The organism is Pedobacter chitinilyticus (assembly GCF_003313385.1).
GTDB lineage: Bacteria > Bacteroidota > Bacteroidia > Sphingobacteriales > Sphingobacteriaceae > Pedobacter > Pedobacter chitinilyticus.
The window spans coordinates 98,743-114,715 of sequence record NZ_QMHN01000005.1; the positions used below are offsets into that span (position 1 = coordinate 98,743).

The 15,973-nt window shown below is 39.9% G+C and carries 14 protein-coding genes; all 14 read left to right on the forward strand.

The annotated features are described in order from the left end of the window. The first annotated feature begins 264 nt into the window (after positions 1–264). The 14 genes from DUT70_RS15380 to ruvA all read left to right on the forward strand — a co-directional run bounded on the left by DUT70_RS15380 (position 265) and on the right by ruvA (position 15,965). Positions 265–1,428 carry an amidohydrolase family protein gene (locus DUT70_RS15380; RefSeq protein ID WP_113648252.1) on the forward strand — a complete coding sequence of 388 codons (1,164 nt, stop codon included), beginning with the start codon at positions 265–267 and terminating at the stop codon, positions 1,426–1,428. Further along, positions 1,428–2,375 carry an NAD(P)H-dependent flavin oxidoreductase gene (locus DUT70_RS15385; RefSeq protein WP_113648253.1) on the forward strand — a complete coding sequence of 316 codons (948 nt, stop codon included), beginning with the start codon at positions 1,428–1,430 and terminating at the stop codon, positions 2,373–2,375. The genes DUT70_RS15380 and DUT70_RS15385 overlap by 1 nt, the downstream gene beginning before the upstream one ends. Positions 2,376–2,750: 375 nt before the next feature. Then, positions 2,751–3,035 (forward strand): acylphosphatase, encoded by a 285-nt coding sequence (locus DUT70_RS15390; protein ID WP_113648254.1) that lies wholly within the window; start codon positions 2,751–2,753, stop codon positions 3,033–3,035. Between the two features lie 75 nt (positions 3,036–3,110). Beyond that, a complete protein-coding gene (locus DUT70_RS15395) occupies positions 3,111–4,628 on the forward strand; it encodes an MATE family efflux transporter (protein WP_113648255.1) in 1,518 nt (505 codons plus the stop codon). 61 nt (positions 4,629–4,689) lie between these two features. Then, on the forward strand, positions 4,690–5,124 hold the full coding sequence (gene dut, locus DUT70_RS15400; protein WP_113648256.1) for a dUTP diphosphatase: 435 nt from the start codon (positions 4,690–4,692) through the stop codon (positions 5,122–5,124). A 3-nt stretch (positions 5,125–5,127) separates the two neighbouring features. Beyond that, positions 5,128–6,813 (forward strand): tetratricopeptide repeat protein, encoded by a 1,686-nt coding sequence (locus DUT70_RS15405; RefSeq protein ID WP_113648257.1) that lies wholly within the window; start codon positions 5,128–5,130, stop codon positions 6,811–6,813. Beyond that, positions 6,791–7,585: a DUF4292 domain-containing protein gene (locus tag DUT70_RS15410; protein WP_113648258.1), complete on the forward strand. Its 795-nt coding sequence runs from the start codon at positions 6,791–6,793 to the stop codon at positions 7,583–7,585. The genes DUT70_RS15405 and DUT70_RS15410 overlap by 23 nt, the downstream gene beginning before the upstream one ends. 20 nt (positions 7,586–7,605) lie before the next feature. Next, positions 7,606–8,880 carry a murein hydrolase activator EnvC family protein gene (locus tag DUT70_RS15415; protein WP_113648259.1) on the forward strand — a complete coding sequence of 425 codons (1,275 nt, stop codon included), beginning with the start codon at positions 7,606–7,608 and terminating at the stop codon, positions 8,878–8,880. A 52-nt stretch (positions 8,881–8,932) separates the two neighbouring features. Next, on the forward strand, positions 8,933–9,298 hold the full coding sequence (locus DUT70_RS15420; RefSeq protein ID WP_113648260.1) for a Sec-independent protein translocase subunit TatA/TatB: 366 nt from the start codon (positions 8,933–8,935) through the stop codon (positions 9,296–9,298). Between the two features lie 26 nt (positions 9,299–9,324). Continuing rightward, on the forward strand, positions 9,325–9,522 hold the full coding sequence (locus DUT70_RS15425) for a Sec-independent protein translocase subunit TatA/TatB (RefSeq protein WP_113648261.1): 198 nt from the start codon (positions 9,325–9,327) through the stop codon (positions 9,520–9,522). 32 nt (positions 9,523–9,554) lie between these two features. Then, a complete protein-coding gene (gene gatA, locus DUT70_RS15430) occupies positions 9,555–10,979 on the forward strand; it encodes an Asp-tRNA(Asn)/Glu-tRNA(Gln) amidotransferase subunit GatA (protein ID WP_113648262.1) in 1,425 nt (474 codons plus the stop codon). Positions 10,980–11,039: 60 nt separating this feature from the next. Next, positions 11,040–12,443: a lytic transglycosylase domain-containing protein gene (locus DUT70_RS15435; protein WP_113648263.1), complete on the forward strand. Its 1,404-nt coding sequence runs from the start codon at positions 11,040–11,042 to the stop codon at positions 12,441–12,443. Between the two features lie 537 nt (positions 12,444–12,980). Next, entirely contained in the window at positions 12,981–15,284 is a 2,304-nt protein-coding gene (locus DUT70_RS15440; RefSeq protein WP_113648264.1) for an NADP-dependent malic enzyme, read from the forward strand. 96 nt (positions 15,285–15,380) lie between these two features. Then, positions 15,381–15,965 carry a Holliday junction branch migration protein RuvA gene (gene ruvA / locus DUT70_RS15445; RefSeq protein ID WP_113648265.1) on the forward strand — a complete coding sequence of 195 codons (585 nt, stop codon included), beginning with the start codon at positions 15,381–15,383 and terminating at the stop codon, positions 15,963–15,965. Positions 15,966–15,973 lie beyond the last annotated feature (8 nt).

Here is a 15,973-nt window from a genome sequence, read left to right on the forward strand (position 1 = left end):
TAAATCCTGCGAATGCTACGATAGCTGCTACAAATAACTTTTTCATAATATTTAATTTTATAGTTTTTACAATTTTTCAATTACACCAATTAATAGTACATAATGGTGCCAAGTAGCTGTGCCAAAAATTAATCGATTATAAATGAATGCTTTATGGTTTTTGGGTTTAGAAGTGAATTGGGGAGTTTCTCTACAAGCTGTTGCTAAAGGCTGCAAAAAAGTTTTTAATTTGAGTTGAATGTCTTATTCCCTTTAATTTGTAGCATGCAAAGATACTTATCGGCAAATTGGATATACCCCGTAACTAGCGGACCTATTGCTAATGGCGTACTGGAAGTTTCGCCAGAGGGCGAGATTTTAAATGTATATACACAAGAACAAGCCGCAGAAAAGAGAATAGAGAATGTAGAAAAATTTGAAGGCGTGTTGGTGCCAGGCTTTGTGAACACACATTGCCATTTGGAACTTTCGCACCTTTATGGCAAAATACCGGAGCAAACAGGATTGCCAGCGTTTGTAAGGGAAATTGTAGCGCAGCGTGCCGCTGATGATGAAGTGGTGATTGCGGCAATGGAAGCTGCTGATAGGCAGATGTACGAGAACGGTATTGTGGCCGTAGGCGATATTTCGAACGTGCCGCTTTCTAAATCGGTGAAACAAAACAGTCCACTTTACTATCATACTTTTGTGGAGTTGTTTGGTTTTAACCGTCCTTCGCAACCCATTATAGAGGAGGGCGTAAAAATAAGGGATGGTTATTGGCCGCTTAATGCTTCGGTAGTACCGCACGCACCTTATTCGGTATCGCCCGAACTTTTCCAGTTGATCGAAAAGAATACAAGATCACAGGATATCTTAAGCATCCATAACCAGGAGACGGCTGCCGAAAATGAATTTTTTGAAAGAGGTACTGGTGACTTCGAAGCCATGTACCAACGGATGGGAGTGCCAAAAGCAGCCGCACATGGTACTGGCGAAAATGCCATTCACTATCACTTGCCACAAATGCCTGTTAACCGCACGCTTTTAGTGCATAATACTTTTACCTGCCAAGCCGATGTTGATTTTGCTTTGGCGCAACATAAGGATTTGTATTGGTGCCTTTGCCCTAATGCTAACGTATATATAGAAAATAACCTGCCAGAGGTTACTTTGTTTATGCAACCTCAGGTAAAGGTTACTTTGGGAACGGATAGTTTGGCGAGCAACCACCAATTATCTATCTTGGCAGAAATGCAGACTTTGCAACAGCGGAAACGTATCGCTTTTGATGAACTGTTAAACTGGGCGACCATTAACGGAGCGATATTTTTAGGTGTAGAGCAGCAGTTTGGAAGTTTTGATATTGGAAAGAAACCAGGTGTAAATTTGGTGGATCTTTCTGAATCGAAAATTATAAAATCTAACCATGTAAAACGATTGATCTAATGGCGAATGCAATCAACTCCTTATTCGGGATCAAATATCCAATTATACAAGCTGGTATGATTTGGTGTAGTGGCTGGCGTTTGGCGGCTGCAGTTTCCAATGCTGGTGGTTTAGGAATCATTGGTGCGGGATCTATGTATCCTGACGTTTTAAGAGAGCATATCCAAAAATGTAAGCAGGCTACTTCGAATCCTTTTGCGGTTAATGTCCCTTTGCTTTATCCGAATATTCAGGAAATCATGGATATTTTGGTGGAAGAAGAAGTGAAGATTGTTTTTACGTCCGCAGGTAATCCCGCCACTTGGACTGCCTTCCTTAAAGAAAAAGGGATGACGGTAGTGCATGTGATTGCCAACAGCAAATTCGCGATCAAAGCTGAACAAAGTGGGGTTGATGCCATTGTTGCCGAAGGTTTTGAAGCAGGAGGGCATAATGGTAGAGAGGAAACCACCACCTTGTGTTTAATTCCAATGATCAAGCAGGTCGTGAAGATTCCTGTGATTGCTGCGGGTGGTATTGGCAGTGGTAAAGCAATGTTGGCCGCTTTTGCATTGGGCGCTGATGGGGTGCAGGTAGGTTCGGCTTTTGCCGTTGCAGAGGAATCGTCGGCCCATCCTAACTTTAAGGAGAAAATTGTTTCTTCGGCAGAAGGAGACACCAAGTTGAGATTAAAGAAACTAGTGCCCGTACGTTTGCTCAAAAATGAGTTTTCGGATGCTGTGGCTCAGGCAGAAGCCAATGGAGCTGGAACTGCTGAGTTGGCAGAACTATTAGGTAGGGCAAGAGCCAAGCTTGGCATGTTTGAAGGGAATTTGGATGAAGGTGAGTTGGAAATAGGTCAAGTATCAGCAATGCTGAATGAAATAAAACCTGCTGCTGATATATTAAAAGAAATATGGGAAGAGTTTTTGGCGGAGGCGGAGAGAGTTAAGGGATTGGAGTTTTAACTACCATTTTATTTTTTTAAACATTAAGGCATGAAGGGACATTAAGATTTTTGGCCTAACCTTAAATTTCTTAATGGTTTGTTTTTACCACCTTAGACATCTTCGACCATTTTAGTTTTTTGGGCATCGCTCTTAGATGAAATTGAGTGTCTTAGATGGTTTGTTTTTTTACCATCTTAGAACATTTTAGTTTTGGGTACGCTCTTAGATGAACTTAGGTGTCTTAGATGGTTTGTTTTTATCACCTTAGCTATCTTAGAACATTTTAATTTTTGGGCAGCGCTCTTAAATGAACTTACGTATCTTACATGATTCAAAATAATTACTTTTGTGGTTAGTTAAAATTGTCTCATATCTCAATACTTAAATCCAGTCATGAAGCACATCAATATAAAAGTAATAGGCAAGGTACAGGGCGTTTTTTTTAGAGCAAGCACCAAAGCCGTTGCCGACCAAATGGGCGTGAAGGGAAAAGTGAAGAACGAAAAAGATGGATCGGTGCTGATTGAGGCAGAAGCAGATGCCATTACTTTAGATATGTTTGTAGAGTGGTGCCACAAGGGGCCTGAAAAATCTGTAGTAGAACAGGTATTAGTAGAAGATGGCGAAATGCAGCAGTACACCAACTTTGTAGTCATTAAAAAGAACTTGCTGTGGTAAAAGGGGGCCAATTGTTATATTGTTTTATTGTTGGGGTTGAGTCTCAAATCTCATATCTCAATACTCACTACTAAAATGTCTGCACTAAAGAAATTTGTTGGCCAAACGGCAATTTACGGTGTGACCACCGTGCTGTCGCGATTGCTGAATTTTATCCTGACCCCAATATACACCAGGGTTTATCCAGCGGGCGTATACGGCATTTTTACCAATATGTATGCTAATGCTTCGATTATTAACGCGGTGTTGGCTTTTGGTATGGAGAGTACTTTTTTCCGTTACCTTAACAAACACGAAGATAGAAAGCAGGAAGTTTACAATAACACTTTTTTGTGTGTGGCCTTTATTGGTATTCTGTTTTTAATTACTGGACTAACTTTTAATACCCAAATAGCACAATATTTTGCTGCGGATGCGGCCCAAATAGCCGACTACAAATGGTATGTGAAATTCTTTGTATGGATATTGTTTATCGATGCCATTTGCGTAATCCCTTTTGCAAAAATAAGGGCCGATGAAAGACCGATCAGATACAGTGTGGCCAAGTTTTTGAACATTGGGTTGTTTGTAGGTCTTAACTTAATTTTTATCTTGCTTATTCCTGCCATCATTAAACATCAATGGGTAGGTGCCGATTGGTTGGCTTCTTGGTACCGTAAACAATGGGTAGGTTATGTGTTTATCTCCAATTTGGTAGCAAGCGCAGCCACCTTATTATACCTACTGCCAGAGTTTTTAAAGCTTCAACTTCGATTTGATAAGGCTTTGTTCAGCAATATGTTTGGTTACAGTTGGCCTATTTTGGTGGCTAATCTATCGTTTATCATTAATGAAAACTTAGATAAGATTGTACTTAAAAAATTGTTGCCTCCTGAAATTGCGGATGGAGAAGTGGGTATCTACGGAGCAGTTTGTAAAATAGCTATCTTTCTGAGCATCTTTAATACGGCGTTCCGTTTAGGTGCCGAACCATTTTTCTTCAGCTTTGCCAAAAACAAAAACGCCAAGCAAACCTATGCTGTTATCTTGCATTATTTTGTCATTGCACTGGTCGTTATTTTTATCGGCTTGGTGGCCAATATCGAAATCCTGAAATATTTTATCAGTAGAGATAAAGCACACATTGCCGAATATTGGGCTGGATTGCCAGCAGTACCTTACCTGTTATTAGGTTACGTTTGCTTAGGTATTTATATGAACCTTTCTATTTGGTACCGCCTTTCAGATCAAACTCGTTTTGGACTTTACATTTCCGTATTTGGAGCAGTTATCACCATTGTGCTCAACTTGGTGCTTATTCCAAAGTACAGCTACATGGGTTCGGCATGGGTAAGTATGATTGCTTATTTTGTCATGATGGTCATCTCTTATGTGCTGGGCCAAAAGTATTACCCAATTCCCTATAACTTAAAACGAATTGCATTGTACTTCATTTCATCAACGGTAATTGCCTTTGTCTCGTTTTTTGTATTCAATAGAAATATATTTATTGGCAATGGGCTCTTGATTTTGTTTCTGGGAGCAGTATATTTCCTGGAAAAGAACGAACTGAAAAGATTTTTCAAAAAAGGCGAGGCAAAAGTAGAAAGTTAAAAGTACGCTTATTGCTGAATCTCATGTCTAAATACTAATTACTAACATCTAAATACTAATAATGGAAATAAAAATCATTAATCAATCAAACCACGCCTTACCCGCTTACGAAACTGCACATGCTGCGGGTATGGATTTAAGAGCTTCTTTAACAGAAGCAATCATAATTAAACCTTTGCAGCGTTCTTTAATTCCAACGGGTTTGTTTATAGAACTTCCCGTAGGTTACGAAGCGCAGATTAGACCAAGGAGCGGATTGGCGTATAAACATGGAATTACGGTGCTTAATTCGCCAGGAACTATTGATGCCGATTACCGTGGCGAAATAAAAGTATTGTTGGTAAATTTGTCTGATACCGAGTTTAAGGTGAGCGACGGCGAGCGTATAGCTCAAATGGTAGTAGCTAAGCACGAAACCGTAGTCTGGCAGCTTGCCGACGAACTTAACGCTACTGATAGAGGTGAAGGTGGTTACGGACATACAGGAAAAAAATAAAGGATGAAGAAATTTCTTTTGATAGCATTGACAGTTGCTTGCCACCATATGACTTGGGCACAGCAAAACACGGTTGCCGTAAAAGATAGCAATGCTATAAAGGAACTTTTCTTTGCGGGCTTAAAAGATAAGCTCAACGAAAACTATGTGGGTGCCAGCAATAACTTTTCAAAGGTTTTAGTGATTGACCCCAATAACGATGCTGCTTATTTTGAGCTGGCCAATATGCAGATCCGTCAAAATAAGCTACTGGATGCAGAAGTTTCCATCAAAAAGGCACTTGCTGCACAGCCTAATAATGTTTGGTATCTGAAATTACAGACGGAAGTGTATAAGCGTAATGGGAACATGGATGCGCTGGTACAAACTTTTGATAAATTGATCCAATTGGAATCGGAAACAGAGAGTTTTCATTTTGATAGAGCCAATGCCTTGTATATTGCTGGAAAGATAGAGGAATCGCAAAAGGCTTATGATTTGTTGGAACAGAAGTTTGGGGTATCCAAAGCCTCCACTGCAGCGAAGAAGCGGTTTAAAACGCAGGCAGCAGCTAGCACCGATTTAAATAAGCTCATTAGCGACAATCCTGATGATGTTAAAAATTACCTTGATTTAAGTGGCGTGCTGTTGGAGAAAAACCAAAATAATGAAGCGTTAGCTACTTTAATGAAAGCAAAGACCCTTGCTCCAGATAACTATGAAGTGAATTTGGCATTGGCCGATGTATATCATTCCTTGAAAAAAACAGACGAAGCTTTGGCGGCTCTTAAAGCAGCTTTTGAAAGTCCAGAAATGCCTTTGCCCCTTAAGTTGAAAATTTTAAGTCAAATGCTATCTCGATTTAACAATCCGCAAGTAGCAAAAAGCGCTGCTCAACTTGGAGCCATTACCTTGGAAGACCACAAAGATGACCCTAAAGTAAAAGTGCTTTATGGCGATATCCTTTACCAACAAGGGAATTTACAAGGCGCTAAGGAACAATATTCAGGCGCTGTAAAAATCTCCGAACAACTTTACATTGGATGGGAAAAGTTGCTTGGCGTGCAAACACTGATGGGCAATTATGAAGAGGCCGTTAAAACGGGAGAAGATGCGCTGTCCATTTACCCTAACCAGGCAATTTTGTATTATTACCGTGCTTTTGCATTGCACAGAAACGGACAGAATGCCGAAGCTGGTTTTGAACTGAAAAATGCATTACAGCTAGAGCCAGAAGACGTGAATTTAAAAGCCATGATTTTAGCGTTGCAAGCCGAAGTGTTAATTGACCAAGGCAAGTTGAAAGAAGCAGATGCAGCTTTTGATAAAGCCGTGGCTTTAGCTCCAAATAATTACCTGACTTTAAGCAATTACGCCTATTATCTCGCTTTGCGTAACCACGATTTGCCAAAGGCAGAAAAATTAGCATCGAAGGCGGCTTTGGCCATGCCTCAAAATTCATCTATCCTGGATACTTATGCCATTGTATTGCTCAAGCTTAACAAGTTAGACGATGCATTGAAATACATAGAAAAAGCATTGCAAAACAACGAGGGGGGAAATCCCGTTTATTTGGAACATTACGGTGATATTTTGTTTTTAAAAGGCGACAAGGAAAACGCCCTTGCCCAATGGCAAAAAGCAAAAGTTGCGGGAAATCAGTCGGAGAAGTTAAATAGAAAGATAAATGAGAAAAAATATATTAAATAGCTTTTTTTTAGTTGCATGCACCATTTTAGCTGTAGGATGTAGGCCAAAAAAAGAAATTGTAAAAGCACCACCTGTAGTAGAAACAGCACCCGTAGCCGATAAAAAGTCGGAGAACCTTGCTGCACTTTTAACAAAAGAACTTCAATACAACACCCTGTCGTTAAAAGGCAAGGCCGAATTGGATGTTGATGGTAATTCAAATAATGTAACCATTAATATTCGTATCAAAAAGAATGAAGTCATTTGGTTCAATGTTACCGCGTTAGGTGGAGCTATTGAAGCTGCACGTGGCATGATCACGCCAGATAGCTTATTGTTAATGACCCGTATTCCTGAAAAAACAATCCTTAGGAAGCCGTTGTCTTATATCCAAAACTACACGAATAAACAAGTCAACTTTGGTTGGTTACAAGCCATTATTGTAGGCAATACCATTCCAGAGTTTATGTCCGAAAAATCGGACCTGAAACAAGAGAATGGCGTATGGGTGTTAAGCGGTACAGAGCAAGGGTTGGCTTATAGGACCCTGTTCAATACCTTGTTAAAAGCGGCCGAACTTAACTTGAATGATGCAGAGGCTGGACAAGCGCTTAAGGTAGTGTATGACAAATATACACCAGTTAATAATGGGCTGTTTCCATCAAATTTGAAAATAACCTCTGCGGCAGGCAATAAAAAAATAAGTGTAGCCGTTGAGTTTATAAAAATTGAGGCCAATGTGGCGGTAGAATTCCCTTTTAATGTTCCAAAGACTTTTCAACTAATCAATTAATTTTTTTATACTTTTGGTTAATGAAGTTAAACAAAGCCCTACTTTTAGTTGTATCCCTGTTTTTTTGTGTAAGTGCTTTTGCGCAATCCAGTAAAGAGCTAAAGCGTAAAAAAGAAGCCTTACAAAGAGAGATTGAGCTGGCTCAAAGAAATTTGAATAAAGCAGCAAGCGGTAAGAAATTAACCCTTGGGCAAATCAATGCCATCAAAGCACAAATTAGGTTAAGACAAGAGAAAATCTCCACCATCAATTCGGAGATGAAAAGCCTCGATCATCAAATTTCGGAAAACACCAACAAGGTGCACAACTTGAAGGGCCGTTTAGCAGATCTAAAGAAAGAATACGCAGGGATGATTCGCTTTGCGCAACGCAATAGGAATTCATACGACAAGATGATGTTTATTTTTGCTGCGAAAGATTTTAACCAAGCCTATAAACGCATTAAATACCTACAGCAATTTGGGCAATACCGTAAAAAGCAGGCAGCTTATATTCAAGGCACCGAAAAGCAGTTGAGCAATCAAATTGTAGTGTTGGATAAAGACTTAAAAAATAAAGGGAGTTTGTTAAAGGAGCAAGAAAGCGAAAAAAGTAAGCTCGACAAAAATAGGAGCGAACAAACTGCTGTATTGAACAAGCTAAGTAAACAAGAAAGGCAGTTTAAACAAGATATTCAAAAGAAAAGACAGCAACAAGCTTCAATTGATAGGCAAATTAGTGCTGCTATTGCCAGAGAAATTGCCGCTGCTAGAAAAAAGGCAGAAGAAGAAGCTAGGGAACGTGAAAGGTTAGCAGAAGCTAAAGCCAAGGCAGAAAACAAACCTTCGCCAACAACGACTGCATCTAAACCAAAAACCGCTAGTGAAGCACTAAGGGCAACGCCAGAAGCTGCAAAACTTTCTGATGCCTTTGAAGCCAACAGAGGGAGCTTGCCGTCGCCTGTAGCAAATGGTTATATTACGGGTAGGTTTGGTGCCTACAAAGTTGATCAAGCCACCGCAATGCGTAATGGAGTAGTATTTCAAACTAGCGACGGTGCGGCGGTTAGAGCCGTTTTTAATGGAACCGTAAGTTCCGTTTTTCAGCAATTCGGTAAGTATTACATTGTAATCATCCACGGGGAGTATTTCACTGTTTATGAGGGCTTACAAAGCGTTAATGTAAGCAAGGGGCAAAAGGTAACCACTAAACAAACCATCGGTGCGGCAGGAACGAGTGATGGTGTCCCAGAACTGGGGTTCCAGATTCACAGGGGGGCTACCGCACAAAATCCAGAAAGCTGGTTAGCTCGTTAATTAACTAGCTTTTGCTTAAATAAACGCTATATTTGTATAAAATCGTTTTAAAATGTACAACACGCCATTATTAGAGTTTTTGAATATGGGAGGGGGCGAGATGATTCTCATCGTAATTGCGATACTTTTGTTATTTGGAGGTAAAAAATTACCAGAATTAGCAAGAGGCTTGGGCAAGGGGATTAGAGAGTTTAAAGATGCTTCCGAAGGAGTAAAAAGAGAAATTCACCGCAACATTAATGCGGTTGATGTAGATGAGGAAGATAGGAAAGCCGAGGAAAGCCGTAGATATCGTGAGCCAGAGGTAGATCACTCACATTCTATTCATGAAGAACCTACTGTTGCTGCAGAAAACCAAAATGAAGCGCAAGCCGTAGATAGTGTAGAAGAAAATAAAGAACCAAAAAGTTCTGTTTAAAAAATTGAATATATAAAACAACAGTCATGTTACAAACCCCAATGCTAGCAGCGCTAGGTACCACCGAAATCATCTTAATTATCGTGGCAATTTTATTGCTTTTTGGAGGTAAAAAAATTCCTGAATTAATGAGAGGTTTAGGTAGAGGCGTAAAAGAATTTAAAGATGGTAAAGAAGGTGTAGACGCTCCAGGTGGCGAAAACAACACCAACAAACCTCAATAAGTTCAGTTTACAAACGCTTTTAAATTTAGATTTTGAAGAAATATACCTCTCTTACAGAGATACAAGGAAAACTCGCGCAAAAGCAACTAACTTTAAAAGAACTTCTTGCTTATTATTTTGAGCAAATAGAAAAGCATCAACACCTCAATGCATTTAATGAGGTGTTTTTTGATTCTGCAAATACGCAGGCGAAAGCCATTCAGCAAAAGTTAACACAAGGCACAGCAGGAAGGCTGGCAGGGATGGTGATTGGGATTAAGGATAATATCTGTTATCAAGATCATCAGGTGACGGCTTCTTCTAAAATGCTCGATGGCTTTGTTGCTCCTTACTCTGCAACCGTAGTTGAACGTCTTTTGGCAGAAGATGCCATTATCATTGGACGTTTAAACTGTGATGAATTTGCCATGGGTGGCTCCAATGAAACTTCCTATTTTGGTACCGTTAAAAATGCAGCAGACGAAGAACGTGTAGCTGGCGGTTCATCGGGTGGCTCCGCAGTAGCAGTACAAGCAGACATGTGTTTGGCTGCGCTAGGAACCGATACGGGAGGCTCTGTACGTCAACCAGCAGCATTTTGTGGTAACATTGGTTTCAAGCCAACTTACGGACGAATTTCTCGTTATGGCGTGATCGCTTATGCCTCATCTTTCGACCAAGTAGGGACTTTAACCTCCTCTGTTTCGGACGCGGCTTTATTATTGGAAATATTGGCTGGCGCTGATGAAAATGACAGTACCGTTTCTACTTTGCCAGTCCCTCCATATTCACAAAACCTATCTGCTACAGGGAAAAAGAAAATAGCCGTTTTAAAGGAAACGCTAGACAGTGATGCTTTAGATCCTGAAACAAAAACAGCGATTCTTTCGGCCATTGAGAAATTTAAAGCCGAAGGACATGAGGTTACGGAAGTTTCTTTTGACCTGTTAGAATATCTGGTGCCCACCTATTACATTTTAACCACTGCCGAGGCTTCTTCTAACCTGTCTCGTTATGATGGCGTTCATTATGGCTATCGCAATACCCAAGCCCAAAGTTTAAACCAACTTTACAAAAGTTCAAGAGCTTTAGGTTTTGGTGAAGAAGTAAAACGACGGATTATGCTGGGTGCATTTGTCCTGAGTGCAGGTTACTACGATGCTTATTATCAGAAAGCGCAAAAGGTTCGTCGCCTAATCCGTGAAAAGATAGAAGCATTACTGCAAAACCATGATGTATTGGTAAGTCCTGTGGCACCAACACCAGCATTTAAGATAGGCGAAAATGTACAAGATCCTTTGGTGATGTACATGGCTGATATTTATACTGTACTGGCTTCTTTGGCGGGAATACCGGCAATAGCTTTGCCTTTGGGCAATAATAGCCAAGGTTTACCGTTAAGTATCCAGTTAATGACCAAGCACTTTAACGAACAAACTTTGCTCTCATTGTCGCATAGTTTTTTAGAGAAAACTTAATCATCGGAGAAAATAAAGTGTCTAGAAATTGACTTTCTATATGCTTAACAAAATTGGCCTATGAGGAAATTGATACTTGCTATTCTGGGATTGGTAACTGTTTTGAGCACTCAAGCGCAAGTTCCAACAAAAGTTACCCAAGGGGATACCATTTTAAAAAGACTGACCACAGCACCAGCTACAGATACTGTAGCAGTGCCGTTGATTAACCAGCCGATGTTTTTTGGACAAAACTTGCTGTACAAATTAAGGTTGGATTCCATTAAGCAAACCGTTCCTCTGGATTATAACGAATATGTACAAAGTTACATCGACATTTATGTAAAGCGGAAAAACATGTATGCTGATATGTTGGGGCTTTCTTCTTACTACTTCCCAATCTTTGAAAAGGCATTAAAATCATACAACATCCCTACTGAAATTAAATACCTGTCCATTGTTGAATCATCTTTAAATCCTCATGCCGTTTCTAGGGTTGGAGCAACGGGTTTATGGCAATTTATGTTCGGGACCGCAAAGGCTTATGGTTTAAACATGGACAATTTTGTTGACGAACGTAAAGATCCTATACAAGCCAGTTATGCCGCCGCTGCGTATTTTAAGGACGCTTATGAAGAGCTAGGAGATTGGCTATTGGCCATTGCCGCTTACAATTGTGGTAAAGGCAATGTGAATAGGGCCATAGATAAAGCAGGTTCTCGTGATTTTTGGGAGATCAGAAGATTTTTGCCTGCTGAAACGCGTAATTACGTACCAGCTTTTATTGCGGCAGTTTACGTGATGAAGTACGCTAAAACGCATCAGATACAAGCCAAAGCAACTCCTTTTGTCTTTAAGACCGATACCATACAGGTGAGAAATTTTGTAGCCTTGTCAGATGTGGCTAATGCGATTAACCATACGGAAGAAACGCTTATCGCCCTAAATCCAAGCTATAAAAAGAAGATTGTTAACGGAACGGCGAATGCTCCAAAACGTGTGGTAATTCCTAATCCAGAACATCAATATTACGAGCAATTGTTTGACGTATTGAATAGGGATGTGGATATTGATAAAGAAATTATCCTAGCCTCTACAGATGATGTGAGGGATTTAAGAAAAAAAGCACAGCCCAAAAAAGCAGAAAAAGCATCTGGTATTTTGGTTCATAAAGTACTTCCAGGCCAAAACCTTACCATCATTGCCAATAAATATGGTGTGGAAGTTCAGGATTTGAAGGTTTGGAATGAATTAAGTGCTTTAAGCATTGTTCCAGGGCAAAAGCTAAAAATATACAAAGAAGGCGCAGCTCCAAGATTGACACCAAAAGCGAAAGCCGCTTTTGTAAGTTATAAGGTGAAACAGGGCGATACCCTTTCGAGCATTGCGGAGAAATTTGAGGGGATTACCGTGGCAAGTTTAAAGCGGGCTAATGGTTTGAAAACTGCAAAAATTGCTGAAGGAATGATCCTTAAGGTAATGTAATTTTAATTGGTTTAAAATATTGTAGCGGCTGGTGATAAACACCAGCCGTTTTTTGTTTAGTTAGTAGTTATGCAAATAGCAGGTTCCTGCTCCGTCATCTCGATCGCAGCGAAGCGAGCGGAGAGATCTTTGAACTTTATAGGTACTGTACGCATTAGCATACCCAAAGATATCTTCATACAGCCGAGATGACGAAACGCCTTACCGTTGGATTTTTCTCTTGCTTCGCCGAAACGACCTGCTTTCGGAAAGCCCGAGTGCGCTAAACCCTATTGAAGCGGTAGCCCACAGTGAGCCTAAGCGAGCGAGGACTATAGCTGAAAGAGGGCTTGCCGTAAATAGCAACTAAAATTGGCTTTTCATAAAAAAAATACACTTTCGGCCTTAACTAATTCCATTTGGTCGGTCCCTTTTGCTATTTGTAAAGACTATTTTTAACGATGTTCACGACTTGCGGCTACTCAATATTAGAATGTTAAAAAACAGGTTGTATCCTAAAAAAAGATTGTAACTTTGGCCGCTACAAATGATTAAAGAATGAGCAAGATTAATAGAAAACAAGACGCTTTAGATTATCACTCGCAAGGAAGACCTGGAAAAATTGAGGTAATACCAACCAAACCCTACTCTTCACAAAGAGATTTAACACTAGCCTATTCCCCAGGTGTAGCGGAACCTTGTTTAAAAATTGCAGATAATAAAGAAGACGTATATAAATACACCGCAAAAGGAAATTTGGTAGCCGTTATTAGTAACGGTACTGCAGTATTAGGGTTAGGTGATATTGGTCCCGAAGCTGGAAAGCCAGTAATGGAAGGTAAAGGTCTTTTGTTTAAGATTTTTGCAGATATCGATGTTTTTGACCTTGAATTGGACACCAAAAATGTAGATGAATTTGTAAATATTGTTAAAGCCCTAGAGCCAACTTTTGGGGGCGTTAACCTTGAAGATATTAAAGCACCAGAATGTTTCGAAATTGAGCGTAGGCTTAAGGAAGAAATGAACATTCCGGTAATGCACGATGACCAGCATGGTACAGCAATCATTTCTGCTGCGGCGTTAATCAATGCTTGCGAGCTGCAGAAAAAGAAGCTGGACAAAGTTAAAATCGTAGTAAATGGTGCGGGCGCTGCAGCCATTTCATGTTCTAGGCTTTATGTGGCTATTGGTGCCAAAAAAGAGAACATTGTAATGTGCGACAGAAGTGGCGTAATTCGTGCAGATAGATCAAACCTTGATGCCATTAAGTCGGAATTTGCGACTACTCGTGATCTTCATACCTTGGAAGAGGCCATGAAAGATTCGGATGTATTCATTGGACTTTCTTCTGCGGATTGTGTTTCGGTAGACATGCTAAAATCGATGGCCAAAAATCCTATCGTAATGGCAATGGCTAATCCAAATCCAGAAATTGCTTACGATTTAGCGATCAATTCACGTAAGGATATCATCATGGCAACAGGCCGTTCTGATTATCCTAACCAAGTAAACAACGTACTAGGATTCCCTTATATTTTTAGAGGTGCTTTAGATGTTAGAGCCACCGCTATTAACGAAGAAATGAAAATTGCTGCCGTTCGTGCGATTGCCGAATTGGCTAAAAAATCTGTTCCAGAAGCGGTTAATATGGCTTATAATGCCAAAAATATAAAATTCGGAAAAGATTATATCATTCCTAAACCAATGGACTTCCGTTTGATGACCAACGTTTCAATGGCTGTTGCAAAAGCAGCGATTGAAAGTGGCGTTGCTCGTAAGGTAATTACCGATTGGGATGCTTACGCAGAGGAATTGAAGCAACGTTTAGGTACTGATGACGCTATTATGCGTGCCATCACCAATAAGGCAAAATCAGATCCTAAGCGAGTAGTTTTCGCGGAAGCAGATAACTATAAAATCTTGAAGGCTGCCCAAATTGTAAAAGACGATAACATCGCTATTCCAATTTTATTAGGTAATAAGGAGAAAATCCAAGCCATTATTGAAGAAAATGCTTTGGAACTAGAAGGTGTTCAAATTATTGATCCAGCTTTGGAGCCTGAAAGAACACAGAAATATGCGCAATCGCTATACGAAAAAAGACAAAGAAGAGGGGTAACCTTAACTGAAGCGGTAAAAACAATGCGTGATAGAAACTATTTTGGTTCATCCATGGTAGAGTTTGGAGAGGCAGATGCCATGATCTCTGGTTTAACCAAAAACTATGCAACCACCATTAAACCTGCTTTACAAATTATCGGTACTGAAGAAGGAGTAAACCGTGTAGCGGGAATGTACATGATGATGACTGAAAAAGGTCCGGTTTTCTTTGGAGATACTACGGTGAACGTAGACCCAACGGTAGAAGATTTGGTAGACTTAACCTTGTTGTTGGAAAAATCGGTAAGGAAATTCAATATTACACCACGCATTGCGATGCTTTCTTACTCAAATTTCGGATCTAACGAAGGAACCATTCCTGAGAAAACCAGAAAGGCCGTAAAAATCCTTCACGAGAAATATCCAGAAATTGTAGTTGATGGTGAAATGCAAGGAAACTTTGCAATTAACAACAGCATGTTGAAAGATAATTTTCCTTTTAGTAGATTAGCGGATGCACCAGCAAATACCTTGGTATTCCCTAATTTAGAATCAGGTAACATTGCCTATAAATTGTTGCAGGAACTTGGCGGCGCAGAAGCGGTTGGACCCATTTTATTGGGACTAAAAAAACCAGTTCATATTGTGCAGTTAGGCAGCTCGGTTAGGGAAATTGTGAACATGGTAACCATTGCAGTGCTTGATGTACAAGCGAAAGAGGAAGCCGAACCTAAGAAAAAAGGTTTGTTCAAAAAGAAATAATTGCTTTTGTTGTCTAACAGCAACAAAAAAAGGTTGTAAAAAATTAAAAAGCTAATTGTTTCTTCTACTTTTAGCTTTTTAATTTAACTTAGAACTATGTACGCTTATATTGATGGGAGACTAACGTTTAAATGTCCAACTTACATTGTTGTAGAAACAGGAGGGGTTGGTTATCAAATCAATATATCGCTTAATACTTATGCCGCACTAGGCAGCGCAGAACGATGCAAGATTTATACGTGGCTACACGTGAAGGAGGATGCGCATACCTTATACGGTTTTGCAGATGAAGGGGAACGCAGGTTATTCCTTCATTTAATTTCAGTTTCGGGCATAGGCCCAACCACTTGTCGTATGATGCTCTCTTCCATAACACCAAACGAAATACAGCAGGCTATTGTAGGCGCCGATGTAGCTTTAATTCAGAAGATTAAGGGTATAGGTGCTAAATCAGCCCAGCGAATTATCCTTGAATTACAAGATAAACTAAAAAAAGAAGGAATAGAATCATTAATTTCTATGCCTAACCACAATACAATTAAAGATGAAGCGTTATCTGCTTTGATCATGCTTGGCTTTAGCAAACAGGTTGCGGAAAAAGCATTGGATAATGTAATGAAGAAGTCCGATGGTGACCTGACAGTTGAGCAAATGATCAAACAAGCTTTGAAGAATTTATAAATAAACCA

Bases quoted from the DNA above. Each gene is read 5' to 3' on its own strand.
- DUT70_RS15380 (WP_113648252.1), top strand. From the start codon at position 265: ATGCAAAGATACTTATCGGCAAATTGGATATACCCCGTAACTAGCGGA.
- DUT70_RS15385 (WP_113648253.1), top strand. From the start codon at position 1,428: ATGGCGAATGCAATCAACTCCTTATTCGGGATCAAATATCCAATTATA.
- DUT70_RS15390 (WP_113648254.1), top strand. From the start codon at position 2,751: ATGAAGCACATCAATATAAAAGTAATAGGCAAGGTACAGGGCGTTTTT.
- DUT70_RS15395 (WP_113648255.1), top strand. From the start codon at position 3,111: ATGTCTGCACTAAAGAAATTTGTTGGCCAAACGGCAATTTACGGTGTG.
- dut (WP_113648256.1), top strand. From the start codon at position 4,690: ATGGAAATAAAAATCATTAATCAATCAAACCACGCCTTACCCGCTTAC.
- DUT70_RS15405 (WP_113648257.1), top strand. From the start codon at position 5,128: ATGAAGAAATTTCTTTTGATAGCATTGACAGTTGCTTGCCACCATATG.
- DUT70_RS15410 (WP_113648258.1), top strand. From the start codon at position 6,791: ATGAGAAAAAATATATTAAATAGCTTTTTTTTAGTTGCATGCACCATT.
- DUT70_RS15415 (WP_113648259.1), top strand. From the start codon at position 7,606: ATGAAGTTAAACAAAGCCCTACTTTTAGTTGTATCCCTGTTTTTTTGT.
- DUT70_RS15420 (WP_113648260.1), top strand. From the start codon at position 8,933: ATGTACAACACGCCATTATTAGAGTTTTTGAATATGGGAGGGGGCGAG.
- DUT70_RS15425 (WP_113648261.1), top strand. From the start codon at position 9,325: ATGTTACAAACCCCAATGCTAGCAGCGCTAGGTACCACCGAAATCATC.
- DUT70_RS15435 (WP_113648263.1), top strand. From the start codon at position 11,040: ATGAGGAAATTGATACTTGCTATTCTGGGATTGGTAACTGTTTTGAGC.
- DUT70_RS15440 (WP_113648264.1), top strand. From the start codon at position 12,981: ATGAGCAAGATTAATAGAAAACAAGACGCTTTAGATTATCACTCGCAA.
- ruvA (WP_113648265.1), top strand. From the start codon at position 15,381: ATGTACGCTTATATTGATGGGAGACTAACGTTTAAATGTCCAACTTAC.